This window comes from Pseudomonas sp. AC193 (genome assembly GCF_979258075.1).
On sequence record NZ_OZ409832.1, the window covers coordinates 5,824,613 to 5,850,520 of the forward strand.

Below are 25,908 nucleotides of genomic sequence, written 5' to 3' on the forward strand. Positions count from 1 at the left end.
TGGGAAGGGCCGCCGCTTATTCAGACCGGTCGATTAACCGGCGATCTCTGCCGTACGTTGCCACAGCGCGTAGTAAACCCGGCCGGATTTCTGTTCGCGGTGCAGGCGCCAGTTGCCCGGCAGGCCCAGCGTCGATGGCGCCGTTTCACTTTCAGTGTAGATCCACGAGTCGGCGGCCAGCCACTGACGTTCTTCGAGCAAGGTGCACACGGCAGGCAGCAGGTTCTGGTTGAACGGCGGGTCGAGGAACACCAGGTCGTATGCACTGGCGGTCTGGGTTTCCAGATAACGCAGCGCGTCCGCCGTCTGCACCTGGCCGTTGGTGCAGCGCAGGGTGCCGAGGTGTTCTTTCAGGCTCGAGACCGCGATGTTGCTGGCGTCCAGCGCCTGACCCATGGCCGCGCCACGGGACAGCGCTTCGAGAAACAGCGCGCCGCTGCCGGCGAACGGGTCGAGTACCTTGGCCCCTTCAACGTACGGCGCGAGCCAGTTGAACAGGGTTTCACGCACGCGATCCGGGGTCGGACGCAGGCCCGGCGCGTCGGGGAAGCTCAGCTTGCGGCGGCGCCATTGACCGCCAATGATGCGCAACTGGTTCACACCGTTGTGAACGTTGTGCGCAGGCTTTTTAGGGGAACGAGTTGCCATTAATGCTCCGGAACCCCGAGCGGTTGCTCGGCAGGTTTATCAGATGGGGCCGGTAACGGCTTTTGCGGCACGGTCGGGCCAGCGGTGACGATGACCATTTTGTCCGTGCTCAGGTGTTTGTTCAGGGCGTCGCGGACTTGTTCCACGGTCAGGCTTTGCGACTGACGCATGAAATCGTCCAGATAGCTCAACGGCAGATTATAGAAGCCCATCGCGCCGAGTTGGCCGACGATATCGGCATTGCTCGCGGTGGACAGCGGGAAGCTGCCGGCCAGTTCGCGTTTGGCGTCGTCGAGTTCTTTCTGCGTCGGCCCGGTTTTCAGGTAGTCGGCGAGCACGTCTTGCACCAGTTTCAGGGTGCCTTCACTCATTTCCGCGCGGGTCTGCAAATTGATCATGAACGGGCCGCGAACCTGCATCGGGCTGAAACCCGAATACACGCCGTAAGTCAGGCCACGCTTCTCGCGCACTTCGCTCATCAGACGTGTACCGAAACCGCCGCCGCCGAGGATCTGGTTGCCCATCGACAGCGCCGCGTAATCCGGATCGTCACGGTCGATGCCCAGTTGCGCGAGCAACAGGTTGGTCTGCTTCGACGGGAACTCGATGTGATTAACGCTGGCTTTCGGTTCCTGCGGCTGCGCGATCTTCGCCAGCGCCGGGCCTTTGGGCAGTGCACCGGAAACCTGATTGGCAATTGCCTCGGCCTCAGTGCGAGACAAATCGCCGACCAATGCAATCACCACGTTGCCGGCCGCGTAGGCCTTGGCGTGGAACTCACGCAATTGCGCGAGGGTGATCTTCGGCACGCTTCGCGGATTGCCGTCGCTCGAATGCGCGTACGGGTGATCGCCGTACAGACGCTTCATCAGCTCGAGGCTGGCGAGTTTGCCGGGGTTCTGTTTCTGGTATTCGAAACCGGCGAGCATCTGGTTTTTGATGCGCGCGAAGGAGTCAGCCGGGAAGGTCGGTTTGCCGACCACTTCCGAGAACAGCTTCAAGGCCGGTTCGCGCTTGTCGACGGCACTCAAGCTGCGCAGCGAGGCCAGCGCCATGTCCTTGAAAGCACCGTTGCCGAAATCTGCACCAAGACCTTCAAAGCCTTGAGCGATGGCGCCGACGTCTTTGCCAGCCACACCTTCGTTGAGCATCGCGTTGGTCAGCACTGCCAGACCCGACGCGCTGCCGTCCTGGCTGCTGCCGGCGGCGAAGATCAGGCGCATGTCGAACATCGGCAGCTCGTGGGCTTCGACGAACAGCACTTTGGCGCCGTCGGCGGTGTTCCAGGTCTGTACATCGAGTTTGCGGCTGGCCGGGGCTTTGCCATCGAGTTCGGCCAGCGATTGCAGCTTCTGGCTGGTCTTGGCGTTGTCGAGGGCTTCGCTGGCCTTGCTGTCAGCGCTTGGCGACAGATAGAAAGCAGCAGAGCCGATCACCGCCACGGCGATCAGGCCCAGCAGCATCAAACGTGGGGTTTTGCGCTCACTCATGAGTCGTCTCCAGTGGCAGGACGTGGGCGACGCTGAGACGTTCGCGGGTGAAATACAGCTTGGCGGCGTTCTGGATGTCTTGTGGGGTCACGCTTTCCAGATCGGCAAGTTCGGTGTCCATCAGTTTCCACGACAGGCCGACGGTTTCCAGTTGACCAATCGCAGTGGCCTGGCTGGTGATCGAATCACGTTCGAAGACCAGACCGGCGATCACTTGGGCACGCACGCGCTCCAGCTCTTCGGCGGACGGTGCGGTGGTTTTCAGCTGTTCCAGCAGTTTCCACAGACCGGCCTCGGCTTGCGCCATGGTCTTTTTCTTCTGCGTGTTCGGCGTTGCCGACAGGGTGAACAGGCTGTCGCCACGGGTGTAGGCGTCGTAGTTCGATGAACCGCCGGAGACCAGCTCTTCGCCGCGTTCCAGTTGTGTCGGGATGCGACCGCTGTAGCCGCCGTCGAGCAAAGCCGAGATCAGCCGCAAGGCGTTGACCGAGCGTTTGTCTTCAGCGGTGGCGATGCTTGGCACGTTGAAACCGAGCATCAGGCTAGGCAGTTGTGTCTGTACGTGCAGGGTGATCTGGCGTTCACCTGGCTCGGCCAATTCCAGTGGTTTTTTCGCCGGAGGCACGTCGCGCTTGGCGATCGGGCCGAAGTAGCGTTGGGCGAGGGTTTTCACCTCGTCCGGAGTGACGTCGCCGACCACCACCAGCGTGGCGTTGTTCGGCACGTACCAGGATTGGTACCAGTGACGCAGCTCTTCGACCTTCATGCGGTCGAGGTCAGCCATCCAGCCGATGGTCGGCGTGTGGTAGCCGCTGGCCGGGTAGGCCATGGCCTTGTAGCGCTCGTAGGCTTTGGACATCGGCTTGTCATCAGTGCGCAAGCGGCGCTCTTCCTTGATGACTTCGATTTCCTTGGCGAACTCGTCAGCCGGCAGGCGCAGATTGGCCATGCGGTCGGCTTCCAGCTCAAAGGCTACGCCCAGACGGTCGCGGGCGAGCACCTGGTAATAAGCGGTGAAGTCGTCGCTGGTGAAAGCGTTCTCTTCGGCGCCCAGATCGCGCAGGATCAGCGACGCTTCGCCGGGGCCGACTTTCTCGCTGCCCTTGAACATCATGTGTTCGAGCGCGTGAGACAGACCGGTCTGGCCCGGGGTTTCGTAGCTGGAGCCGACCTTGTACCAGACCTGCGAGACCACCACTGGCGCGCGATGATCTTCGCGCACGACGACCTTGAGGCCGTTGTCGAGGGTGAATTCGTGGGTCGGTTGCGGGTCGGCCGCCAGGGCCGAAAGGGGCAGGCAGACTGTGCTGAGCAGCAGGCCTGCGGCGCGGCGGGCTAGAGCATTCATTCGTTTTTTAACCTGTTGGGCTGCCCGCTTGGTCTTAGCGTCGGCGGGCGAGAGGGTGCTAGGATACTGATCCGTTTTACTGGCGGCCACGCCTATCAAGCCACTGATCGGTAGATAGGTTGTATGGGTTCCCGGCAGAAGCTTTGAGTTTGTCAGCTAAACTCTGCGTTTTCGCCGAAGATGCCGTTCCAGTCCTTCGTATTAATCGACCTTTGAGGTGCCTCTGGCGCCTCGACAAAATGTTGCGCGTGAACAAGCTGGATGAAACACAGTCTGTTCTGCATCGAATATTTATTTGCCGGGGCGCCCTTATGGCGCGTCGCTACCGTGAGATAGCCGTCCTCCATGTTTGGTTCCAACGACGACAAGAAGACCCCAGCTGCGGCTGGCGAGAAGAAAAGCCTGTTCGGATGGCTGCGTAAGAAACCGCAGGAACCCGTCGTCGAACAGCCGCCCGCGATTCCTGAACCCGCTCCCGCGCCGGCGCCGGTAATAGAAGAAGAGCCGGCACCGATCGTTCTGCCGATTGCCGAACCGGTATTGCAACCGGTTGAGCCGGAACCCGAGCCGGAGGTGCCAGTAGCGGCGGAATTGCCGCTGACCCCGGCGGCCGAGCCGTGGCTGACCTTGCCGGTGGCAGAAGAGCCGGTGGCGTTGGTTGAAGAGGCTGCGCCGCACATTACGCCGGTGATTCCTGCACCGGTGGTTGAGCCGATTGTCGAGCCTGTGCCGGTGGTTGCTGAGCCGGTTGCCCCGGTATTCATTGAGCCGGTTGCTCCGGTTATTCAAGAGCCCGAGGCTGCACCTGCACCTGCACCTGCACCTGCACCGGTTATCGCTGAGCCAGTTGCGCCAGTTGAAGTGATCGCTGAAGCACCCGTCGAAGCCCCGCGTACCGAAGAAACCAAAGCCGGTTTCTTCGCCCGCCTCAAGCAAGGCCTGTCGAAAACCAGCGCCAGCATCGGCGAGGGCATGGCCAGCCTGTTCCTCGGCCGCAAAACCATTGACGACGATCTGCTCGATGACCTCGAAACCCGTCTGCTCACCGCTGACGTCGGTGTCGAAGCCACCACGCAGATCATCCAGCGCCTGACCCAGAAGGTCGCTCGTAAAGAACTGGCCGACGCCGACGCGCTGTACAAATCCCTGCAGGCCGAACTGGCCGCGATGCTCAAACCGGTTGAACAACCGCTGAAAATCGCCTCGCAGAACAAGCCTTTCGTGATTTTGGTGGTCGGCGTCAACGGCGCCGGCAAGACCACCACCATCGGCAAACTGGCGAAGAAGCTGCAACTGGAAGGCAAGAAAGTCATGCTTGCCGCCGGTGACACCTTCCGCGCCGCTGCCGTTGAGCAATTGCAGGTCTGGGGCGAGCGCAACAAGATTCCGGTCATCGCTCAGCACACCGGCGCCGACTCCGCCTCGGTGATCTTCGACGCCGTGCAAGCCGCCAAGGCCCGTGGCATCGACGTGTTGATCGCTGACACCGCCGGTCGTCTGCACACCAAAGACAACCTGATGGAAGAGCTGAAAAAGGTTCGCCGGGTGATCGGCAAGCTCGACGCCGACGCGCCGCACGAAGTGCTGCTGGTGCTCGATGCCGGTACTGGCCAGAACGCCATCAATCAGGCCAAGCAATTCAACCAGACCGTCGAACTGACCGGCCTGGCGCTGACCAAGCTCGACGGCACCGCCAAGGGCGGGGTGATTTTCGCCCTGGCCAAGCAGTTCGGCCTGCCGATCCGCTACATCGGCGTCGGTGAAGGCATCGACGACTTGCGTACTTTTGAAGCAGAACCCTTTGTCCAGGCACTCTTTGCCGAGCGGGAGCGTTCATGATTCGTTTCGAACAGGTCGGTAAACGCTACCCGAACGGTCACGTCGGCTTGCATGAGCTGAGCTTTCGAGTCCGTCGTGGCGAGTTCTTGTTTGTCACCGGCCACTCCGGTGCCGGTAAATCCACGTTATTGCGCCTGTTGCTGGCGATGGAACGTCCGACCAGCGGCAAACTGCTGCTGGCCGGGCAAGACTTGAGCACCATCAGCAACGCGCAGATTCCGTTTCTGCGCCGGCAGATCGGCGTGGTGTTCCAGAATCACCAGTTGCTGTTCGATCGCACGGTGTTCAACAACGTCGCCTTGCCGCTGCAGATTCTCGGGCTGTCCAAGGCCGAAATCGCCAAGCGTGTCGATTCGGCGCTGGAGCGTGTGGCGCTGTCGGATAAAACCGATCTGTACCCAGGCGATCTGTCGACCGGTCAGCAACAGCGCGTCGGCATTGCCCGCGCCATCGTGCACCGCCCGGCCTTGCTGCTGGCGGACGAACCGACCGGTAACCTCGACCCGCGTCTGGCGGCGGAAATCATGGGCGTGTTCGAAGACATCAACCGGCTGGGCACCAGCGTGCTGATCGCCAGTCACGACCTGGCACTGATCGCGCGCATGCGGCACCGCATGCTGACCCTGCAACGTGGCCGATTGATCGGCGACGGGGAGGCTGGGGTATGAGTGCGACACGCAGCCCCAAGGTTTCCGAGCGCGTGGCGCCGAAAGCCGCCGATCCGCAGCCGCAGAAAAAGAAAAAGCACGACGATGACGATGGCCCGGACTTCGCCACGCTGTTCCGCGCGTGGATCGAAAGCCATCGCGCCAGCCTGCTCGACAGCCTGCGTCGCCTCGGCAAGCAGCCGATCGGCAGCTTCTTCACCTGCATGGTGATGGCGGTCGCGCTGAGCCTGCCAATGGGCTTGTCGTTGCTGCTGAACAACGTCGAGCGTCTCGGTGGTTCGTGGCAGCGTGCGGCGCAGATCTCGTTGTATCTGCAACTCGACGCGAGCCCGGAGCAGGGCGAGTCGTTGCGCGAGCAGATCAAAGGCATGCCCGGCGTTGCTGATGCTGAATATGTCGGCCGTGATCAGGCTCTGGAAGAGTTCCAGCAGCAGTCCGGACTGGGCGAAGCCCTGCGCGAGCTGCCTGAGAACCCATTGCCGGGCGTGGTACTGGTGACGCCGAACGAAGTCGACAAGCCGACGCTGGAAGCATTAAGACAAAAACTTTCCGAGCTGCCCAAGGTACAACAGGCGCAACTTGATCTAGTCTGGGTCGAACGTCTGGCCGCCATCCTCAAGCTCGGCGATCGTTTTGTCTTCGGTCTGACGGTGCTGTTGGTTTCTGCATTACTTTTGGTGATAGGCAATACCATTCGTCTTCATATTGAAAACCGCCGCACCGAGATAGAAGTGATTAAACTCGTCGGCGGCACTGACAGTTATGTGCGACGTCCCTTCCTCTATATGGGCGCGTTGTATGGCTTCGGTGCGGGGCTGTTGTCCTGGGGTGTATTGGCGTTCGGCCTGAACTGGCTGAACGATGCGGTGGTTGGGCTGGCCGGGTTGTACGGCAGTGATTTCGCACTGGCCGGCGTGCCAGTTGCCGACGGTCTGTCGCTCTTGCTTGGCGCGGTGCTGTTGGGTTATATCGGTGCATGGATTGCAGTCGCACGTCATCTCAGGGAGCTGGCGCCGAAGTAGAATCTTTTTTGCGCGTGATTGACCTCGCGGTTTTTATGGGAACTCTCGTTTGAATTCCCGGTCAATTTTTCGCAGTGCTGAGAAGCACGAGTATGTAAGTCGGAGGTTTTTTCGTATGACCAATTCTTTGCAACCTGCGTATGCGTTGGTTCCGGGTGCGAACCTGGAAGCTTACGTGCACACCGTCAACAGCATTCCATTGCTGACGCCGGAGCAGGAGCGTGAACTGGCCGAGAGTCTCTACTATGAGCAGGATTTGGGGGCGGCTCGGCAGATGGTGCTCGCCCACCTGCGTTTTGTCGTACACATTGCCCGTAGCTATTCCGGCTACGGTCTGGCTCAGGCTGACCTGATCCAGGAAGGTAACGTCGGCCTGATGAAGGCGGTCAAGCGCTTCAACCCGGAAATGGGTGTGCGTCTGGTGTCGTTCGCCGTGCACTGGATCAAGGCGGAAATTCACGAGTTCATCCTGCGCAACTGGCGCATTGTGAAAGTCGCGACCACCAAGGCCCAGCGCAAGCTGTTCTTCAACCTGCGCAGCCAGAAGAAACGTCTGGCGTGGCTGAACAACGAGGAAGTCCACCGTGTGGCGGAAAGCCTCGGTGTGGAACCGCGTGAAGTGCGCGAGATGGAAAGTCGCCTGACCGGCCATGACATGGCCTTCGACCCGGCTGCTGAAGCCGACGACGACAGCGCTTTCCAGTCGCCGGCCAACTACCTGGAAGACCACCGGTACGACCCGGCGCGTCAACTGGAAGATGCCGACTGGAGCGACAACTCCAACAACAACCTGCACGAAGCACTCGAAGTGCTGGACGAACGCAGCCGTGACATCCTCTATCAGCGCTGGCTGGCAGAAGAGAAAGCCACGCTGCACGACCTGGCGCAGAAGTACAACGTGTCGGCTGAGCGTATCCGTCAGCTCGAGAAGAGCGCGATGAACAAGCTCAAGTTGTCGATCGCTGCGTAACCGGCGAACAGGCAATAAAAAACGCCCCGATCAGCAATGATCGGGGCGTTTTTGTATGTCGCGTTTAAAGCTGAATCAGATCAGCGCTGAACAACGCGCAATTGCTTGCTGGCCGGTTCATTAGGCAATACGCGCTTGGCGACGACGTAATGCTTTTCCCAATACGGCTTGTTCAGCGTATCGATGCTCACCGACTTGCCGCGACGCGGCGCGTGGATGAAGCGATCATTGCCCAGGTAGATGGCAACGTGGTTGACTCGACGGCTCTTGATGTTGAAAAAGATCAGGTCGCCGGGCTTGAGATCGTTGCGCTCGACCTTCACCCCATGACCGCTGGCCATGGCGTTGGAAGTGCGTGGCAGGTCGAATGTGGCGTCGTTAAACGCGTATTTCACCAGACCGCTGCAATCGAAGCCTTTACTTGGGCTGCTGCCGCCCCAACGATAAGGTGTACCGAGGACGTTTACAGCGCGGCTGAGCACGTTGCTGCTCTCCTTGCTCGCCATCGGTGGCACCAGCTTGCTGTGGTTCTTGCTGCTCAGCGTGGTGGTTTTGCTTTTGCTGCTTTTGCTCGAAGGAGCCGAAGCATGGGATTTAGGGGTAAAGCCGTTAACGTTAGGAAGACGTTGCTCACGATTGGTGGCGTGGGCGGCCAGTGGCATTAATAGGCAGATGGTTAGCCATGTCTTGAAAAATGGTCGCATTAGGCGTGGCTCTTAAGTGGTAGCGCGCAACTTTATAACAGCTTTTTTGTCCCTTCCGAGGCCGTTGGTCGATTCAATCCGGTGGTCAATTTCGCTCAACAAGCGGCAATTTGACTCAATTGTCGGACAGAACCCAAGCCCCACAAGGCTTTGCGCAATGTGTAACAGTGAAGAGCCACTTGTCGGCTCGACACAAAAAAGTCACAAAGATGCAGAAAATATTTATCTATCGAGGCAAATGAGGTCATTCATGAACCGCTATCAGCAGGTTGCTCAACCGCAGGACACGCACAGCAAGGTGATCGGTTATCTGCTGTGGATTCTTGGCTTCACCGGCGCTCACCGCTTCTATTACGGCAAACCTGTGACCGGGACGATCTGGTTTTTTACCTTCGGTTTGCTCGGCATCGGCTGGCTGATCGACCTGTTCCTGATCCCGGCGATGGATCGTGAGGCCGATCTGCGTTTTACCGCAGGGCCGATCGAATACAACGTCGCGTGGATTCTGCTGACGTTCCTCGGGGTATTCGGCGTACACCGTATGTATCAGGGGAAATGGATCAGCGGGCTGGTGTATCTGCTCACGGGCGGGTTGTTCTTTATTGGCGTGCTGTATGACTTCTGGACGCTGAATGATCAGGTCTCGGTGCGTAACGCGCAGAATCGCGGCGCTTTCCAGTAACCTGTGGCGAGGGGATTTATCCCCGTTGGGCTGCGAAGCGGCCCTGAATACGAGAACGCGGTGGATATGATCCACCGCGTGCAATGGCTTCGCGACTGCTTCGCAGCCGAACGGGGATAAATCCCCTCGCCACAATATCCCTCAGCATCAAGCCTGGTGGCTAATCCGCCCATCCACCAGCGTATAGCGAACCACACCCGGCAGGCTGTGCCCCAGGAACGGGCAGTTCTCGCCCTTCGACAGCCAGTTCTCACCGGCCACCGTCGAAGCCTGCGGGTCGAACAGCACGATATCCGCCGCCCCACCCACCGCCAGCTTGCCCGCCGGCAAACGCAACGCCTCAGCCGGGCCAGCACTCAGACGCGCGAGCAAGGTCGGCAGATCGAGCAAACCATCCTCCACCAACGTCATCGCCAATGGCAGCAACAACTCAACACTGCTGATGCCCGGCTCAGTCGCGCCGAACGGTGCCAGTTTGGCGTCACGTTCGTGTGGTTGGTGATGGCTGGAAATCGCCGAGATCACCCCGGATTTCACCGCTTCACGCAGACCATCGCGGTCAGCGCGGGTACGCAGCGGCGGTTGCACGTGATAGAGACTGCTGAAGTCGATCAGCGCTTCGTCGGTCAGAATCAGCTGATACAACGCGACATCCGCCGTCACCTTCAAACCACGGGCCTGGGCCTGAGCGATCAGGGCGACGCCGCGCGCGCTGGTCAACTGGCTGAAGTGCGCACGCACGCCGGATTGCTCGACCAGCAGCAGATCTCGAGCCAATGCCACCGTTTCAGCGGTTTCCGGAATCCCCGGCAGACCGAGGAAGCTGGCCACCGCGCCTTCGTGAGCCAAACCACCTTCGGCCAGATCATGATCCTGCGAGTTGAAGATCACCGTCAGATCAAACGTCGCCGCATATTCCAGCGCCCGGCACAGCGTGCGCGTATTGCGGAAGCTCTCCAGACCGTTGCCGAACGCCACACAACCGGCGTCGCGCAGTGCCACCAGTTCAGCCAGTTGCTCGCCGTCCAGACCTTTGCTCAGCGCGCCAATCGGGAACACCTTGGTGTTGCCGGCCTCGCGGGCGCGGTCGAGGATCAGTTCGGCCACGGCGGAGGTGTCGAGCACCGGTTTGGTTTTCGGCGGGCAGCACAGGCTGGTCACGCCACCGGCAGCGGCGGCGCGGGTTTCGCTGATGATCGAGCCTTTGCGGCTGTAACCCGGCTCGCGCAGGGCAACGTTGAGGTCGACGAGGCCCGGAGCGGCGACAAGACCTTGGGCGTCGATGGTTTCTACTGCCGTGAAACCCGCTGGAGCGGCGCCGAGGGCGACGATCTTGCAGGCTTCAACGTGAATGTCGGTGATTTGATCCAGGCCGCTGCTTGGATCGATGACGCGTGCGCCGAGAATGCTGAGCTTCACTGGGCGTTCTCCTGCTCGAATTGACGCTGCGCGGTTTGTCCGCTCATGGCCATGGACAGCACAGCCATACGAATTGCGATGCCGTAGGTGACCTGATTGAGGATCACCGAGTGCGGGCCGTCGGCCACTGCCGACTCGATCTCCACGCCGCGGTTGATCGGCCCCGGGTGCATGACGATGCAATCGGGTTTGGCCCCGGCCAGACGTGCTGTGGTCAGGCCGAACAAACGGTAGAACTCGCCTTCGCTCGGCAGCAGGCCGCCGGTCATGCGTTCACGCTGCAGGCGCAACATGATCACCACGTCGACGTCTTTCAGGCCTTCGGTCATGTCGGTGTAGACCTTCACGCCGTATTGCTCGATGCCGATCGGCAGCAGGGTTTTCGGCGCGATCACGCGGATGTCCGGGCAACCGAGGGTTTTCAGGGCGAGCATGTTCGAGCGTGCGACCCGCGAGTGCAGGATGTCGCCGACGATGGCCACCGAGAGGTTTTCAAAACCGCCCTTGTGCCGACGAATAGTGAGCATGTCGAGCATGCCCTGCGTCGGGTGCGCGTGACGGCCGTCGCCGCCGTTGATGATCGCCACTTGCGGGCAAACGTGTTCGGCGATGAAGTGCGCGGCACCGGAATCACCGTGGCGCACGACGAACATGTCGGCGGCCATGGCTTCGAGGTTGCGCAGGGTGTCGAGCAGCGTTTCACCCTTGCTCGCCGACGATGTCGATACGTTCAGGGTGATCACGTCCGCCGACAGCCGCTGGGCCGCCAGTTCGAAGGTGGTGCGGGTGCGCGTGGAGTTTTCGAAGAACACGTTGCACACGGTCTTGCCGCGCAGCAACGGGACTTTCTTCACCGCCCGGGCACCGACTTCGAGGAACGAGTCAGCAGTGTCGAGGATTTCCGTCAGCAACTCGCGGCGCAGGCCGTCGAGCGAGAGGAAGTGGCGCAGCTGGCCCTGATCATTGAGCTGCAGCGGGCGCTTGGTATCTAGAGGCGTCATCGCGAAGGGGACTCTCAATAGGGCGGATTAAAGGGACATGTCTTGCAGTTCGAGCGTCAACGGCTCGGGGCCGGACAGCTTTACCCGTTCGTGAGCGGCCAGCGCCAAGGTCGCGCCGACCACGTTCGGGCGGATCGGCAGCTCACCAGCGTCCAGATCCAGCAGGCAGACCAGGGTCACGCTGGCCGGGCGGCCGTAGTCGAACAATTCATTGAGAGCGGCGCGGATGGTGCGGCCGCTCATCAGTACGTCGTCGATCAGCACCAGATGCTGGCCTTCGATCTCGAAGGGCAGGGCGGACGGCCGCACTTGCGGGTGCAGGCCGTTCTGGCTGAAGTCGTCGCGGTAGAAAGAAACATCCAGCGTGCCCAGTGGCGCGTCGCTGCCCAATTCCTTGAGCAAGGCCTGCGCGACCCAGATGCCGCCGGTGCGGATGCCGATGTAGCGCGGTTCAGTGATGTCACGCTGGGCAAGGTGCGCCTTGAGGCGGGTCGCCATCTGACTGATCAGATCGGCGGGATTTGGCAGGCTCATGGTTGCTCCTTGTTGGGGGCGAGTCGGATCCTTGGACACGACTCGGTTTTTCACTCAAAAGAAAAGCGCCGAAGCGCTTGTCAGGATTCAAACAATGCAGTGTTTTCATCAAGCCAGCCCTGCAACAGCAGCGCGGCAGCGATGGCGTCCACCGGGTTATCGCGGTAACTGCCTTTTTGGCCGCCACGGGCCAGTCGCTCGCCTTTGGCCTCGAACGTGGTCAGGCGCTCGTCGTGGGTATAGAAGGGCACATTGAAGCGGCCGTTGAGGCGGCGGGCGAATTTCTCCGCGCGCAGGCACATTTCGCTCGGCGTGCCGTCCATGTTCAGCGGCAGGCCGACGACCACGGCGTCGGGTTTCCATTCTTTTATAAGCGCTTCGACCTGGTTCCAGTCGGGAACGCCGTTCTGTGCCTTCAAGGTGCACAGCTCGCGGGCCTGGCCAGTGATTACCTGACCGACGGCAACGCCGATCTGTTTGGTGCCGTAGTCGAAGCCGAGAATCAGACGCAGCGCCATCAGGCGTGACCTGCCTGGCTGGTCAGCAGGCTGAGGTTGATCCCCAGGTGCTTGGCCGCCGCTTCGAGGCGCAGTTCGCTGCTGGTGTTGAAGAGGATGTCGGCGTCGTACGGGCAGGTCAGCCAGGCGTTGTCGGCCATTTCCGCTTCCAGTTGCCCGGCTTCCCAACCCGCATAGCCGAGAGCGATCAGGCTTTTCGCCGGGCCGACGCCGTCCGCGATGGCGAACAACACGTCTTGCGAGGTCGACAGCGACAGGTCGCCGTCCAGCTGTGCGGTGGCCTGGAAGGTTTTGCCCGCCGGATGCAGGACAAAACCGCGATCAGTCTGTACCGGCCCGCCGATGAAGATCGGCACGTGCTGGCAGAGTGCTGGCGGGTCGATGTCCGGGCGCAGTTGCTCGAGAATGTCGGCCAGATTCAGCTCTTGCGGTCGATTGACCACAATCCCCATCGCGCCATTGGCCGTGTGCTCGACGATGTAGGTCAAGGTATGGGCAAAGTTCGGGTCGGCCATGTGAGGCATGGCGATCAGGAAGTGATGCTTGAGGTAGCTGGGGCTGACGTTTTTCATGTGCGCTAGTGTGGCGTTCGGGGGGCAAACTGACAAGCTGAAGCCGCCAAAAGATCGCAGCCTTCGGCAGCTCCTACAGGGGAGCACAGGCCAAACTGTAGGAGCTGCCGAAGGCTGCGATCTTTTGATCTTGCCCCTAATTGCTGGACAAGCGGTCGCCGCGGGCGAATTTCCAGGTGCGGATGATTTCCAGGCGGTCGATGTCCGACAGGTCGCCGGTAAACGGTGCAAACGGCGCCGCTAACCGGACGATGCGCTGCGCCGCTTGGTTCAGCAGCGGCTGGCCAGACGATTCCAGCACCAGCACTTCATACAGCGAGCCGTCGCGATTGATCGAGACCATCAGGCGCAAATTGCCGTAGATCTGCTTGCGCCGCGCTTCGTCGGGATAATTCAGGTTGCCGATGCGCTCGACCTTCTTGCGCCATTCGTCTTTATACCAGGCGCCCTTGTCGCGCATGGTCGACGCAGCGCTCAAGCGATGAATGCGCGGGCGTTTGGCGTACAGCTGTTGTTCTTTGGCCAGTTCGGCTTCAAGGCTGGCGATGTCGCTGGACAGCTGCGAGCTGTCGAACGTCGGCGCGTCGACCGACGGTTTCACTTCAGTCTTGGTCTCTTCTTTCTTGGTCGGCGCCTTTTTCGGCTTCGGTGCCACGGTGGTCACCGCTGCTTTGGGCGCGGCTTCCTGCACTTCCGGCTTGGCGGCCGGTGGCGGCGTGACTTTTTTGACCTGATTGTCCTGGAACGGCGCGACCTCAGTGGTCTTCGGAATCGCCTTTTTGTCCAGCGTGCCGCTGCCTTCCTGATTTTCCTGAGCGAGAAAATCCGCCTTCTCCGGCTTCTTTTCGCTCTTGAAAGTGGCGAGGGTAATTTCCAGGGTTTTGCTGATTTGCTTGGGCTCGACCATCGTGAAGCCGACGCCGAGCAGCAACGCCAAATGAATCAGCGCCGCAAGGAATAGGGTAAAACCGAGGCGATCGGCCGGGCGCACGCCACGATGGGCGAGTTCAGCGGGCAGATCGGACGGGAGGGTCATTTCAAGAAAACCAACATCGCGTTTTTCAAAGGCCGGGCATGATAACGCAATGTTGGTCGCATCTTGGTTGTTCTATCTCAACGAGCTTTAAGCTTCTGATCGATGGCATCCATGAGCATGCCGCCGATATCAGTGCCAAACGCGTTGTCGATTTCACGGATGCAGGTCGGGCTGGTCACGTTGATTTCGGTCAGGCTCTCGCCGATCACGTCGAGACCGACGAACAGCAAGCCTTTCTCACGCAGGGTCGGGCCGACTTGGGCGGCGATCCAGCGATCTTTCTCGGTCAGCGGACGCGCTTCGCCACGACCACCGGCGGCGAGGTTGCCACGGGTTTCGCCCTGCGCCGGAATCCGCGCCAGGCAGTAATCCACCGGCTCGCCGTCGATCATCAGGATGCGTTTGTCGCCGTCCTTGATCGCTGGCAGGTAGGCCTGGCCCATGATCTGCTGCCCACCGAGGGCGGTCAGGGTTTCCAGAATCACCGACAGGTTCGGGTCGCCCGCGCGGTGACGGAAGATCGAAGTGCCGCCCATGCCGTCCAGCGGCTTGAGGATCACGTCGCCATGTTTGGCGGCAAATTCGCGCAGCACATCGGCACGGCGGCTGACGATGGTTGGCGGCGTGCACTGCGGGAATAGCGTGGCGAACAGCTTTTCATTGCAGTCGCGCAGGCTCTGCGGCTTGTTCACCACCAGTACGCCGGCGGTTTCAGCCTGTTCAAGCAGGTAGGTGGAGTAGACGAACTCCATGTCGAACGGCGGATCCTTGCGCATCAGGATCACGTCCAGATCGCTCAGCAGGTTGTCCTGCTCGGCGTCCAGTTCGAACCATTTTTCCGGGTTGGCGAAGACTTTCAGCGGCTTCATGCGCGCACGTGCCTGACCTTCGCCCTGATACAGGTCGCGCTGTTCCATATAGAACAGTTCCCAGCCGCGCTTTTGCGCGGCCAGCAGCATGGCCAGCGAGCTATCCTTTTTATAGGAGATGCTGGCGATAGGGTCCATGACAATCCCGACGCGAACGCTCATTGGGTTTTCCTCGAAAATTGGCTACCGGATCGGTATTGAAAAAGTGCCGCCAGAGTGGCGCCGGGTGGGTTTTCGGTCAAGGGAAAACCCGTCGATAGATTGGATCTGGAGACTGTGCTAAAAAGGCTGGCATATCGTGCTGGCCCTTAAGCATCAAGGGTTTCCGGCCATTACTCATAGCAAAACGGACAATTTGATTCGCAAAGGCGACGGTAGAGCCCTCTTATGGAACAGCAGTCCAGCGCCTTGAAGGTCATGGTGATCGACGACTCGAAAACGATTCGTCGCACCGCCGAAACATTGTTGAAGAATGTCGGTTGCGAAGTGATCACGGCGATCGACGGTTTCGACGCCCTGGCCAAGATCGCCGATAACCACCCCGGGATCATTTTTGTCGACATCATGATGCCGCGTCTGGATGGTTATCAGACCTGCGCTTTAATCAAGAACAACAGCGCGTTCAAGGCGACACCGGTGATCATGTTGTCATCGCGCGACGGGCTGTTCGACAAGGCCAAGGGGCGGATTGTCGGTTCTGATCAATTTTTGACCAAGCCTTTCAGCAAGGAAGAACTGCTCAACGCGATTCAGGCCCATGTTCCGGGCTTTGCCGCCGTTTTGCCGCAGTAAGACACGTACAGAGACGCGCGGTCAGCGGGCCGGGCGTCGACAAGAAAAATGGGGAAAACCATGGCACGTATCCTGATCGTCGATGATTCGCCGACTGAAATGTACAAACTCACCGGCATGCTGGAAAAGCACGGCCATGAAGTGTTGAAGGCCGAAAACGGCGCGGACGGCGTGGCCCTGGCCCGTCAGGAAAAACCTGATGCGGTACTGATGGACATCGTCATGCCCGGCCTCAACGGTTTTCAGGCAACCCGCCAGTTGACCAAGGATGCCGACACCACGCACATCCCGGTGATCATTATCACCACCAAGGATCAGGAAACCGACAAGGTCTGGGGCACTCGTCAGGGCGCCAAGGACTACCTGACCAAACCGGTCGACGAAGACACCCTGATCAAGACCCTGAACAACGTACTCAAAGGCTGATCGCGCAACCATGAGCGAATCGCTGACCGCGTTCGAACTGCTCTGGCAGATCGATCAGCGCTGCCGCTTGCTGGCGGCGGACTTGCCGTCGCAACCGGCGCGCCAGGATCGCTGGAGCGGCATCGGCTTTCGCCTCGGCGAACACTGGTATGTGGCGCCGATGGGCGAAGTCAGCGAAGTGCTGCACGAACCGCGTTTCACCCAGTTGCCCGGGGTCAAGCCGTGGGTCAAGGGTGTGGCTAATCTGCGCGGACGGTTGCTGCCGATCATGGATTTGTGTGGTTTCTTCGGGCATGAACTGTCGCCGTTGCGCAAACAGCGGCGGGTGTTGGTGGTGGAGCATGGGGACGTGTTTGCCGGGCTGATGGTCGATGAGGTTATTGGTCTGCAGCATTTCGAGCAGGACAGCTTCGAACCGATCTCGATCAGCAAGCGCCAGGGCTCCAAGGCCGAGTTCGTCAAAGGCTATTTTCGGCGCGAGCAGAACTGGCGGGTGTTCAGCCTGTTTGCCCTGGCGAAATCCCCGGTGTTCATGAGTGTCGCAATCTAGTCGAAACAACAGAGAACCCATGTGGGAGCGGGCTTGCTCGCGAATACGGTCAGACATTCAACATTGATGCTGGCTGACCCACCGCATTCGCGAGCAAGCCCGCTCCCACATTGGATCGTGGCAGGTCTCATAGGCGAGGACCGATGATAAAAGCAAAAACAGGCAAGCCGGCGGAAGGATCGCGCAGTCGCTCGCAGATCATCGTGCTGTTCATCGCACTGATCGTGTTCATCATGCTGCTGTTCGCCAACTTCGCTTACCTCAACACCCAGGCGAATTACGACAAACAGTACATCGGCCACGCCGGTGAGCTGCGCGTGCTCTCGCAGCGCATCGCCAAAAACGCCACCGAAGCCGCCGCCGGCAAGGCTGCGGCGTTCAAGTTGCTGAGCGATGCGCGCAACGATTTCGCCCTGCGCTGGGGTTACCTGAAGAAAGGCGACCCGGTCACCGGCCTGCCGCCAGCCCCTGCCACCGTGCGCCCGGAAATGCGCGCCGTGCAGCTGGACTGGGAACGTCTGCTGAAAAACACCGACGCCATCCTCTCCAGCGAACAGACTGTATTGTCGCTGCATCAGGTCGCCGCGACCCTGGCCGAAACCGTGCCGCAGTTGCAGATCGAATACGAAAAAGTCGTCGAAATCCTCCTTCAGCGTGGTGCCCCGGCTGCACAAGTAGCGATGGCCCAGCGTCAATCGCTGCTGGCCGAGCGCATCCTTGGCGCGGTCAACACCGTGCTCGCTGGTGACGAAAACTCGCAGCAAGCCGCCGATGCCTTTGGTCGCGACGCCACCCGTTTTGGCCAAGTGCTCAACGGCATGCTGCAAGGCAATACGACGCTGAAAATCACTCAGGTCGAAGACCGTGACGCCCGCGCGCGTTTGAGCGAAATCTCCGAGCTGTTCCAGTTCGTCTCCGGTTCCGTCGATGAAATCCTCGAAACCTCGCCGGAACTGTTCAAGGTTCGCGAATCGGCGAGCAATATCTTCAGCCTCTCGCAAACCCTGCTCGACGAAGCCTCGCACCTGGCCACCGGTTTTGAAAACCTCGCGGGCGGGCGCAACACCGACACCATCGGCGGCTACGTCCTCGGTTTGCTGGCACTGGCCTCGATCATCCTGATCGGCATGGTCATGGTGCGCGAAACCAACCGGCAACTGCGCGAAACCGCCGAGAAGAACGAGCGCAACCAGAACGCGATCATGCGTTTGCTCGACGAGATTGAAGACCTGGCCGACGGCGACCTCACCGTGACCGCCTCGGTGACCGAAGACTTTACCGGCACCATCGCCGACTCGATCAACTATTCCGTCGACCAACTGCGCGACCTGGTCGCCACCATCAACCTCACCGCCGGCCAGGTCGCCGCCGCCGTGCAGGAAACCCAGGCCACCGCCATGCACCTGGCGCAAGCCTCGGAGCATCAGGCCCAGCAGATCTCCGAAGCCTCGACGGCGATCAGCGATATGGCTGAATCCATTGATCAGGTCTCGGCCAACGCTGCCGAGTCTTCGGCGGTAGCCGAGCGTTCCGTGGAGATCGCCAACAAAGGCAACGAGGTGGTGCACAACACCATCCACGGCATGGACAACATTCGCGAACAGATTCAGGACACCGCCAAGCGCATCAAGCGTCTCGGTGAGTCGTCGCAGGAAATCGGCGATATCGTCAGCCTGATCGATGACATCGCGGACCAGACCAACATCCTCGCCCTCAACGCCGCGATTCAGGCGTCGATGGCCGGTGATGCCGGGCGCGGTTTTGCTGTGGTTGCCGACGAAGTGCAACGGTTGGCCGAGCGCTCGTCCGCCGCCACTCGGCAGATCGAAACCCTGGTGCGGGCGATTCAGACCGATACCAACGAAGCCGTTATTTCCATGGAACAAACCACCACCGAAGTGGTGCGCGGCGCGCGACTGGCGCAGGATGCCGGTGTGGCCCTGGAAGAAATCGAAGGCGTGTCGAAAACCCTCGCGGCGCTGATTCAAAGCATCTCCAACGCGGCGCAGCAGCAGACGACGTCGGCCGGGCAGATTTCCCTGACGATGAATGTGATCCAGCAGATCACCTCGCAGACCTCGTCCGGCTCCACCGCCACCGCTGAGAGCATCGGCAACCTGACGAAAATGGCCAGCCAGCTGCGGCGCTCGGTGTCCGGATTCACCTTGCCGGCGGCGAAAGACAAAGCGTGAGTGGAGTGGTTATGGGTGATCGGCACGACTATGTGGCCCTCGAGTGGGTCAAAGGCGAAATTGCCGAAACGCTGAAACAGGCGCATCAGGCGATTGAAGCCGTGCTCGATGACCCGCAGGCTTTTCCGGGGCTGGACGAGTGCCTGGATTACATCCATCAGGTGCACGGCAGCCTGCAGATGGTCGAATTCTACGGCGCAGCTTTGCTCGCCGAAGAGATGGAACATCTGGTCGAAGCCCTGCAGCAAGAGCGCGTCAGCCATCGCGACGAAGCGCTGCATCTGTTGCTGCAAGCGCTCGGGCAATTGCCGATCTACCTCGACCGCGTGCAAAGCGCCCGGCGTGATTTACCGCTGGTGGTGCTGCCGCTGATCAACGATCTGCGCAGCGCCCGTGGCGAAAGCCTGTTATCAGAAACCAGCCTGTTCAGCCCGCAACTGCCCGAGCTGCCGCCGCTGAGCGCAGAGGCCTTGGCGCTGCTGGAACCGCCAGAGTTGCCGAACGTGCTGCGCAAACTCCGGCAGACACTGCAAATGGCCCTGGTCGGTTTGCTGCGTGAACAGGACGACCAGACCCACCTCGGTTATCTGGCGAAAGTCTTCACCCGCCTCGAAGCGTTAAGCGGCGACACACCGCTGAGTCCGTTGTGGCAAGTCGCCTCGGCGCTGGTCGAAGGCATGCGCGAAGGCGTGATCGCCAACAGCCCGGCGCTGCGCAGCCTGTTCAAGGACGCCGACAAAGAGTTCAAGCGTCTGCTCGATCAAGGAATGGCCGGCCTCAACCAGCCGCCACCGCCGGAGCTGCTGAAAAGCCTGTTGTTCTATATTGCCAAAGCCGAACATCCCACCGGGCAGATGCTGACCATGAAAGATCGCTACTCCCTGGACGACGCGCTGCCCGACAGCGCGATGGTCGATGAAGAACGCGCGCGCCTCGCTGGCCCCGACCGCGATGCCATGCGCTCGGTGTTGGCGGCACTGTGTGAAGAACTGGTGCGGGTCAAGGAGCGCCTCGACCTGTTCGTGCGCAGCGACCGTCAGCACACCTCGGATCTGGAGAGTTTGCTGGCGCCGCTGAGGCAAATCGCCGACACCCTCGCCGTGCTCGGATTCGGTCAGCCGCGCAAAGTCATCATCGATCAATTGGCGGTGGTGCTGAGCCTTGCCCAGGGCCAGCGCGAACCGAACGACGCGATCCTGATGGACGTCGCCGGCGCCTTGCTCTACGTCGAGGCGACGCTGGCCGGGATGGTCGGCACCGTCGAGCCGGAAAGCCCGGAAGACGCGCGCCTGCCGACCACCGACCTGACGCAGATCCATCAGATCGTCATCAAGGAAGCGCGCATCTGTCTGCAACAGGCCAAGGACATGATCGTCGACTACATCGACGCCGATTGGGATCGCCAACACCTGCAACCGTTGCCGGCGCTGCTGACTCAAGTGCGTGGTGCATTGGCGATGATTCCACTGAACCGCGCGGCGAGCTTGGTCGAGGCGTGCAACGGTTTTATCCGCGAACATTTGTTGCTCGATCCGCACGAACCGGGTTGGGAACAACTGGATCATCTGGCCGATGTCATCAGCAGCCTTGAGTATTACCTTGAACGCTTGAGCGACGACCCGCAGGCACCGGGCGAACAACTGCTGGATGTCGCGCAGAAATCCCTCGCCAGTCTGGGGTTCTTTCCAAATGAGCCGCATGTTCCCGTGCTCGACGACGTGCTCAGCCCTAGCGAAGCGTTGGTGATGCAGGACATGCAGGCGCTCGACGATCCGGACATCGTGCAGTCGCTGGCCGACGTGTTGGCCAGCCCGGTGTCAGCGCTCAACCCGCCGGCACTGATCACTCCCGGCAGCCTGATGCCGCCGCCGGCCGATGAAGAACCGGTCGACGATGAGCTGCGCGAAGTGTTCCTAGAAGAGACCGATGAAGTCCTCGAAGTCCTCCACGAATACCTGCCGCGCTGGGCTGCCAATCCGCAGGATCGCGATGCGCTGACTGAGCTGCGCCGCGCCTTCCACACCTTGAAGGGCAGCGGACGTATGGTGCGCGCGCTGATCCTCGGTGAGCTGGCCTGGTCGGTGGAAAACCTGCTCAATCGTGTGCTCGAACAAAGTGTCGAACCCGGCTCGGTCGTCCAGCAACTGCTGACCGACACGGTGCTGTTGCTGCCGGAACTGATCAGCGAATTCGCCATCAACCGCCAGCGTCAGCGCAGCGATGTCGATCAACTCGCCGCCCGCGCGCACGCCTTGGCCAAGGGTGACGAGCCGATGGCCGCTGAAGACGTCGACGATGTCGCAGCGCTCGACCCACTGTTGCTGGAGATCTTCCGCAACGAGGCGGAAACCCACCTCGCCAGCTTCAACCGTTTTCTAGATCAAGCGGCCGAGCATGTGCCGTTGCAAGCCAGCGACGAATTGCAGCGCGCCCTGCACACGCTCAAGGGCAGCGCGTCGATGGCCGGCGTGTTGCCGATTGCCGAACTGGCCGCGCCGCTCGATCAACTCGCTCGCGAATTCAAGGCGCACCAGTTGCCGCTGGATCTCGATGAAGTGGAATTGCTCCTTGAAGCCGAGGGCTTGTTTCGCGTCGGTTTGCGTCAGCTCAAACACGATCCGCTGGCGCCGATTGTCGGCGCGCAGTCGCTGATCAAGCGCACCGATGAACTGCTGGCCGAGCGGCTGGCGTCGATCCTCGATGCGCCGAACACCGGCCTGCGGATCAAGCGCGACCCGCAACTGATCAACAACTTTCTCGCCCAAGGCATGGACATCCTCCTCGACGCCGAAAGCCTGTTGCAGCGCTGGCAGCAGCACCCCGGCGAGCGTCAGGAACTCAGCGCGCTGCTCGATGAATTGACCACGCTGGGCGAGGGCGCGCACCTCGCCGATCTGCTGCCGGTCGATGTGTTGTGCGAGGCCTTGCTCGATCTTTACGGCGCCGTCGAAGAAAGCAGTCTGGCGGTCAGCGAGCGGTTTTTTCACGAAGCGCAAAATGCCCACGAAGCGCTGATCAACATGCTCGACGAACTGGCTGCCGGCCAGGAAGTCACCCCGCAGCCCGAGCGAATCCGCGCGTTGCATGATCTGCTCGATGAAAGCCTCGACCCGTCGTCGATGGGCCTGATTCGCAGCGACGGCAGCCGCACCCTGAGCATCCGCGAACTGGGCAGCGCCACCGCCGAACTGCAACAAACGGCCAGCGCTTTTGAAGCGGACGACGAGATCGTCGAGATCTTCCTCGAAGAGGCCGTGGATATTCTCGACAGCGCCGGCCAAGCCTTGCAGCGCTGGCTGAGTGACCCGGACAACAGCGCGCCGTTGTCATCCTTGCAGCGCGATTTGCACACGCTCAAGGGCGGCGCGCGCATGGCTGAAGTCGAGGCCATCGGCGATCTCGCTCAGGAGCTGGAAAGCCTTTACGAAGGCCTGGTCGATCGTCGCTACAACTACAGCGAAACTTTGGGGCGCTTGCTGCTCAAGAGTCATGACCGCTTGGCGCTGTTGCTTGATCAGTTGCAAAACCATCAGCCACTGACGCCGGCGCACGATCTGATTGAAGCGATCCGCCAAGTGCGGCAGGGGCCAGGCATCGCCGAAACGCCGCCAGCCACCGCCGATCATGACAGCGCCAGTCACGATCCGGAGCTGCTGGAGATCTTCCTCGAAGAAGGTTTCGACATCATCGAAAACTCCGGCGCCGCGCTGCTGCGCTGGCAGGCCGAGCCGGGTAATCGACAGGAAATCGAAACCCTGCTGCGCGATCTGCACACCCTCAAGGGTGGCGCGCGGATGGTCGAGATCGGCCCGATCGGCGACCTCGCCCATGAGCTGGAATACCTTTACGAAAGTCTGTCGGCCGGTTCGCTGCAAGCCTCGACCGAACTGTTTGCGCTGGTGCAGCGCGGGCATGACCGACTGGCGCAGATGCTCGACGCGGTGCGTGCCGGGCAACCGTGCCCGCCGGCCGATCGGCTGATCAATGCGATTCAGAATTTCAGTCATCCGGCGACCATTGAAACGCCGCCGGTGCTGCTGCCGGTTGCAGCTAAAACCGAGGCCGCACCGCCGGCGGCCGACGTTGGCGCGGACATGGTCAAGGTCTCCGCCGAACTGCTGGATGAACTGGTGAATCTGGCCGGGGAAACCTCGATCTTCCGGGGCCGTATCGAGCAGCAGGTCAACGACGCACAGATTGCTCTGAACGAGATGGAAACCACCATCGAACGGATGCGCGATCAGTTGCGCCGTCTCGACACCGAAACCCAGGGGCGGATTCTCAGTCGCCAGCAAGCGGATGCCGAACGCCTCGGTTACGAAGAATTCGATCCGCTGGAAATGGATCGCCATTCGCAGTTGCAGCAACTGTCGCGAGCGCTGTTCGAATCCGCCTCTGACTTGCTCGATCTGAAAGAAACCCTCGACCGCCGCAACCACGACGCGGAGAACCTGTTGCAGCAACAGGGCCGCATCAACACCGAGTTGCAGGAAGGCCTGATGCGCACGCGCATGGTGCCGTTCGAGCGCATGTTGCCGCGCCTGAAACGCATCGTCCGTCAGGTCGCCGAAGAGCTGAACAAAGACGTCGCGTTTGTCGTCGGCAACGCTGAAGGCGAGATGGATCGCAGCGTGCTCGAACGCATGGCCGCGCCGCTGGAACACATGCTGCGCAACGCCGTCGATCATGGTCTGGAGTCCGCCGAAGTGCGGCTGGCGGCGGGTAAACCGGCGCAAGGGCAGATCAGCCTCGACCTGTCTCGCGAGGGCGGCGACATCGTTTTCGACATCCGCGATGACGGCGCCGGTGTACCGCTGGAAGCGGTGCGCAACAAGGCGATCAAGCGTGGTTTGCTCGCGCCGAATGCCGAGATCAGCGACCGCGATGTGTTGCAGTTCATCCTTCAGCCGGGGTTTTCCACAGCGGAAAAAATCACCCAGATTTCCGGGCGTGGTGTCGGCATGGACGTGGTGCACGAAGAGGTGCGGCAACTCGGCGGCACCATGAGCATCGATTCGGTGCCGGGGCAGGGCGTGCATTTCCGCATTCGTCTGCCGTTCACCGTGTCGGTCAACCGCGCGTTGATGGTGCAATGCGGTGAGGATCAATACGCGATTCCGCTGAACACCATCGAAGGCATTGTTCGCGTGTTGCCGAATGATCTCGAAGGGCACTTCCGTCAGGATCCGCCGCGCTATCAATACGGCGGCCAGACCTATGAACTGTGCTACCTCGGCGAACTGCTGAAAACTGCGCCACGGCCAAAACTGCTCGGGCAGAACCTGCCATTGCCGGTGCTGCTGGTGCACTACAACGACCGGCATATTGCCGTGCAAGTCGACGTGATGGCGGGCACGCGCGAGATCGTGGTGAAGAGCCTCGGCGCGCAATTCGCGGCGCTGCAGGGCGTGTCCGGGGCGACGATTCTTGGCGATGGCCGGGTGGTGCTGATTCTCGATCTGCTCGCACCGATTCGGGCGATGCAGGCGCGCATTGCGCAAACGCCGACGCTGCCGGAGATCGACAGCGAACCGCAAAAGCCGCTGCTGGTGATGGTGGTCGACGACTCGGTCACCGTGCGCAAGGTCACCAGCCGCTTGCTCGAACGCCACGGCATGAACGTGCTGACCGCCAAGGACGGAGTCGATGCGATGCTGCTGCTCGAAGAACACATGCCCGACCTGATGCTGCTCGACATCGAAATGCCGCGCATGGACGGCTTCGAAGTCGCCACCCAGGTGCGCAACGACGAACGCCTGCAACACTTGCCGATCATCATGATTACCTCGCGCACCGGGCAAAAACACCGTGATCGTGCGATGGCCATCGGCGTCAACGACTACCTCGGCAAGCCGTACCAGGAATCGGTGCTGCTCGAAAGCATTGCCCAATGGAGCAAGAAACATGCATGAGCGCCGGCACAATCAGCGCAGCAGCCAACTGACCGGGCTGCTGCTGCCGTTGGCGGATCGCAATTTGATCCTGCCCAACGTCGCCGTAGCTGAGCTGATCGACTATCAGGCCAGTGCCTTCGATCTGGATACGCCGCCGTGGTATCTGGGGCGGGTGACGTGGCGTGAACGGCGGATTCCGTTGCTCAGTTTTGAATCGGCGTGCGGACAGAAAATTGTGATTGGCGAGCGCGCTCGGATCGTGATTTTGAATGCGCTGGGCGGGTTGCCGGAGTTGAAGTTCATTGCGCTGCTGGTGCAGGGGATTCCGCGGTCGTACAAGCTTGATAGCCAGTTGAGCTATGTCGACGTGCCGTTGTGTGCGCTGGAGCAGGCGGCGGTGCAGGTCGGGGAGCAAGTGGCGAAGGTGCCGGATTTGTTGGGGTTGGAGAAGTTGTTGGTGGAGGCTGATCTGGTTTGACGGCCTGACCCTCACCCCAGCCCTCTCCCGGAGGGAGAGGGGGCCGACCGAGGTGTCTGGCGTCATGCATCGACCTGAAAAACCAAATCGATTATGGATTCAACACAACAGAATCAGGTCGGCGCACCTCTGAAATATCCCCCAATCAGTCCCCTCTCCCTCCGGGAGAGGGCTAGGGTGAGGGGCTTTTGAAGTGTGAACAGGTGTCGAAGCGTTGTTCGAATGGCCTCATCGCGAGCAAGCTCAATCTTGGATT

23 protein-coding genes are annotated in these 25,908 nt (G+C 60.8%); 11 read left to right on the top strand and 12 right to left on the bottom strand.

Annotated features, from left to right (window positions below; genetic code table 11):
* Nucleotides 1-33: 33 nt before the first annotated feature.
* From rsmD to ACZZ0D_RS26160, 4 genes are all read right to left on the bottom strand, one after another.
* On the bottom strand, nucleotides 34-648 hold the full coding sequence (gene rsmD, locus ACZZ0D_RS26145) for a 16S rRNA (guanine(966)-N(2))-methyltransferase RsmD (RefSeq protein WP_463554633.1): 615 nt from the start codon (nucleotides 646-648) through the stop codon (nucleotides 34-36).
* Entirely contained in the window at nucleotides 648-2,138 is a 1,491-nt protein-coding gene (locus ACZZ0D_RS26150) for a M16 family metallopeptidase (protein ID WP_463554634.1), read from the bottom strand. The genes rsmD and ACZZ0D_RS26150 overlap by 1 nt, the downstream gene beginning before the upstream one ends.
* Nucleotides 2,131-3,486 carry a M16 family metallopeptidase gene (locus ACZZ0D_RS26155; protein WP_008077830.1) on the bottom strand — a complete coding sequence of 452 codons (1,356 nt, stop codon included), beginning with the start codon at nucleotides 3,484-3,486 and terminating at the stop codon, nucleotides 2,131-2,133. The genes ACZZ0D_RS26150 and ACZZ0D_RS26155 overlap by 8 nt, the downstream gene beginning before the upstream one ends.
* Before the next feature lie 152 nt (nucleotides 3,487-3,638).
* Nucleotides 3,639-3,833 (bottom strand): hypothetical protein, encoded by a 195-nt coding sequence (locus ACZZ0D_RS26160; RefSeq protein ID WP_053124721.1) that lies wholly within the window; start codon nucleotides 3,831-3,833, stop codon nucleotides 3,639-3,641.
* Between ACZZ0D_RS26160 and ftsY the strand changes: the two genes are divergently transcribed.
* The 4 genes from ftsY to rpoH all read left to right on the top strand — a co-directional run bounded on the left by ftsY (nucleotide 3,832) and on the right by rpoH (nucleotide 7,985).
* Nucleotides 3,832-5,325: a signal recognition particle-docking protein FtsY gene (gene ftsY, locus ACZZ0D_RS26165; RefSeq protein WP_463554635.1), complete on the top strand. Its 1,494-nt coding sequence runs from the start codon at nucleotides 3,832-3,834 to the stop codon at nucleotides 5,323-5,325. The genes ACZZ0D_RS26160 and ftsY overlap by 2 nt on opposite strands.
* Nucleotides 5,322-5,993 carry a cell division ATP-binding protein FtsE gene (gene ftsE / locus ACZZ0D_RS26170; RefSeq protein ID WP_003229148.1) on the top strand — a complete coding sequence of 224 codons (672 nt, stop codon included), beginning with the start codon at nucleotides 5,322-5,324 and terminating at the stop codon, nucleotides 5,991-5,993. Before ftsY ends, ftsE begins: the two co-directional genes overlap by 4 nt.
* Complete coding sequence (gene ftsX / locus ACZZ0D_RS26175; protein ID WP_053124717.1) at nucleotides 5,990-7,015, top strand: permease-like cell division protein FtsX; 1,026 nt, start codon at nucleotides 5,990-5,992, stop codon at nucleotides 7,013-7,015. The genes ftsE and ftsX overlap by 4 nt, the downstream gene beginning before the upstream one ends.
* 115 nt (nucleotides 7,016-7,130) lie before the next feature.
* A complete protein-coding gene (gene rpoH / locus ACZZ0D_RS26180; RefSeq protein ID WP_042561557.1) occupies nucleotides 7,131-7,985 on the top strand; it encodes an RNA polymerase sigma factor RpoH in 855 nt (284 codons plus the stop codon).
* 80 nt (nucleotides 7,986-8,065) lie between these two features.
* Here rpoH and ACZZ0D_RS26185 read toward each other — a convergent pair whose 3' ends face one another.
* Nucleotides 8,066-8,689: a C40 family peptidase gene (locus ACZZ0D_RS26185; RefSeq protein WP_053124715.1), complete on the bottom strand. Its 624-nt coding sequence runs from the start codon at nucleotides 8,687-8,689 to the stop codon at nucleotides 8,066-8,068.
* A 250-nt stretch (nucleotides 8,690-8,939) separates the two neighbouring features.
* Here ACZZ0D_RS26185 and ACZZ0D_RS26190 point away from each other — a divergent pair, with 250 nt between their 5' ends.
* Entirely contained in the window at nucleotides 8,940-9,371 is a 432-nt protein-coding gene (locus ACZZ0D_RS26190; protein WP_053124713.1) for an NINE protein, read from the top strand.
* A gap of 147 nt (nucleotides 9,372-9,518) precedes the next feature.
* Here ACZZ0D_RS26190 and ACZZ0D_RS26195 read toward each other — a convergent pair whose 3' ends face one another.
* The 7 genes from ACZZ0D_RS26195 to gshB all read right to left on the bottom strand — a co-directional run bounded on the left by ACZZ0D_RS26195 (nucleotide 9,519) and on the right by gshB (nucleotide 15,482).
* Nucleotides 9,519-10,790 carry a dihydroorotase gene (locus tag ACZZ0D_RS26195; RefSeq protein ID WP_159811883.1) on the bottom strand — a complete coding sequence of 424 codons (1,272 nt, stop codon included), beginning with the start codon at nucleotides 10,788-10,790 and terminating at the stop codon, nucleotides 9,519-9,521.
* Entirely contained in the window at nucleotides 10,787-11,791 is a 1,005-nt protein-coding gene (locus tag ACZZ0D_RS26200; protein WP_007913665.1) for an aspartate carbamoyltransferase catalytic subunit, read from the bottom strand. The genes ACZZ0D_RS26195 and ACZZ0D_RS26200 overlap by 4 nt, the downstream gene beginning before the upstream one ends.
* A 27-nt stretch (nucleotides 11,792-11,818) precedes the next feature.
* Nucleotides 11,819-12,325 carry a bifunctional pyr operon transcriptional regulator/uracil phosphoribosyltransferase PyrR gene (pyrR, locus tag ACZZ0D_RS26205; RefSeq protein WP_053124709.1) on the bottom strand — a complete coding sequence of 169 codons (507 nt, stop codon included), beginning with the start codon at nucleotides 12,323-12,325 and terminating at the stop codon, nucleotides 11,819-11,821.
* Nucleotides 12,326-12,405: 80 nt separating this feature from the next.
* Nucleotides 12,406-12,843 (bottom strand): Holliday junction resolvase RuvX, encoded by a 438-nt coding sequence (gene ruvX, locus ACZZ0D_RS26210; protein ID WP_158833532.1) that lies wholly within the window; start codon nucleotides 12,841-12,843, stop codon nucleotides 12,406-12,408.
* Nucleotides 12,843-13,415, bottom strand: a complete 573-nt coding sequence (locus ACZZ0D_RS26215) for a YqgE/AlgH family protein (protein WP_053124707.1) — start codon at nucleotides 13,413-13,415, stop codon at nucleotides 12,843-12,845. Before ACZZ0D_RS26215 ends, ruvX begins: the two co-directional genes overlap by 1 nt.
* A 136-nt stretch (nucleotides 13,416-13,551) precedes the next feature.
* Nucleotides 13,552-14,451, bottom strand: coding sequence for an energy transducer TonB (locus ACZZ0D_RS26220; RefSeq protein WP_463554636.1), 900 nt, complete (start codon nucleotides 14,449-14,451; stop codon nucleotides 13,552-13,554).
* 77 nt (nucleotides 14,452-14,528) lie between these two features.
* Complete coding sequence (gene gshB / locus ACZZ0D_RS26225; RefSeq protein WP_053124703.1) at nucleotides 14,529-15,482, bottom strand: glutathione synthase; 954 nt, start codon at nucleotides 15,480-15,482, stop codon at nucleotides 14,529-14,531.
* Nucleotides 15,483-15,707: 225 nt separating this feature from the next.
* On the opposite strand from gshB, the gene pilG reads away from it, so the two are divergent.
* The 6 genes from pilG to ACZZ0D_RS26255 all read left to right on the top strand — a co-directional run bounded on the left by pilG (nucleotide 15,708) and on the right by ACZZ0D_RS26255 (nucleotide 25,652).
* Nucleotides 15,708-16,112 (top strand): twitching motility response regulator PilG, encoded by a 405-nt coding sequence (gene pilG / locus ACZZ0D_RS26230; RefSeq protein ID WP_007913673.1) that lies wholly within the window; start codon nucleotides 15,708-15,710, stop codon nucleotides 16,110-16,112.
* 60 nt (nucleotides 16,113-16,172) lie between these two features.
* Nucleotides 16,173-16,538: a twitching motility response regulator PilH gene (gene pilH, locus ACZZ0D_RS26235; protein ID WP_053124759.1), complete on the top strand. Its 366-nt coding sequence runs from the start codon at nucleotides 16,173-16,175 to the stop codon at nucleotides 16,536-16,538.
* A 10-nt stretch (nucleotides 16,539-16,548) separates the two neighbouring features.
* Nucleotides 16,549-17,088 carry a chemotaxis protein CheW gene (locus ACZZ0D_RS26240; protein ID WP_007913675.1) on the top strand — a complete coding sequence of 180 codons (540 nt, stop codon included), beginning with the start codon at nucleotides 16,549-16,551 and terminating at the stop codon, nucleotides 17,086-17,088.
* Nucleotides 17,089-17,231: 143 nt separating this feature from the next.
* Nucleotides 17,232-19,280 (top strand): methyl-accepting chemotaxis protein, encoded by a 2,049-nt coding sequence (locus ACZZ0D_RS26245; protein ID WP_463554637.1) that lies wholly within the window; start codon nucleotides 17,232-17,234, stop codon nucleotides 19,278-19,280.
* Nucleotides 19,281-19,291: 11 nt separating this feature from the next.
* Entirely contained in the window at nucleotides 19,292-25,192 is a 5,901-nt protein-coding gene (locus ACZZ0D_RS26250; protein ID WP_463554638.1) for a hybrid sensor histidine kinase/response regulator, read from the top strand.
* Nucleotides 25,185-25,652, top strand: coding sequence for a chemotaxis protein CheW (locus ACZZ0D_RS26255; protein WP_159811879.1), 468 nt, complete (start codon nucleotides 25,185-25,187; stop codon nucleotides 25,650-25,652). The genes ACZZ0D_RS26250 and ACZZ0D_RS26255 overlap by 8 nt, the downstream gene beginning before the upstream one ends.
* The last annotated feature ends 256 nt before the right edge of the window (nucleotides 25,653-25,908 follow it).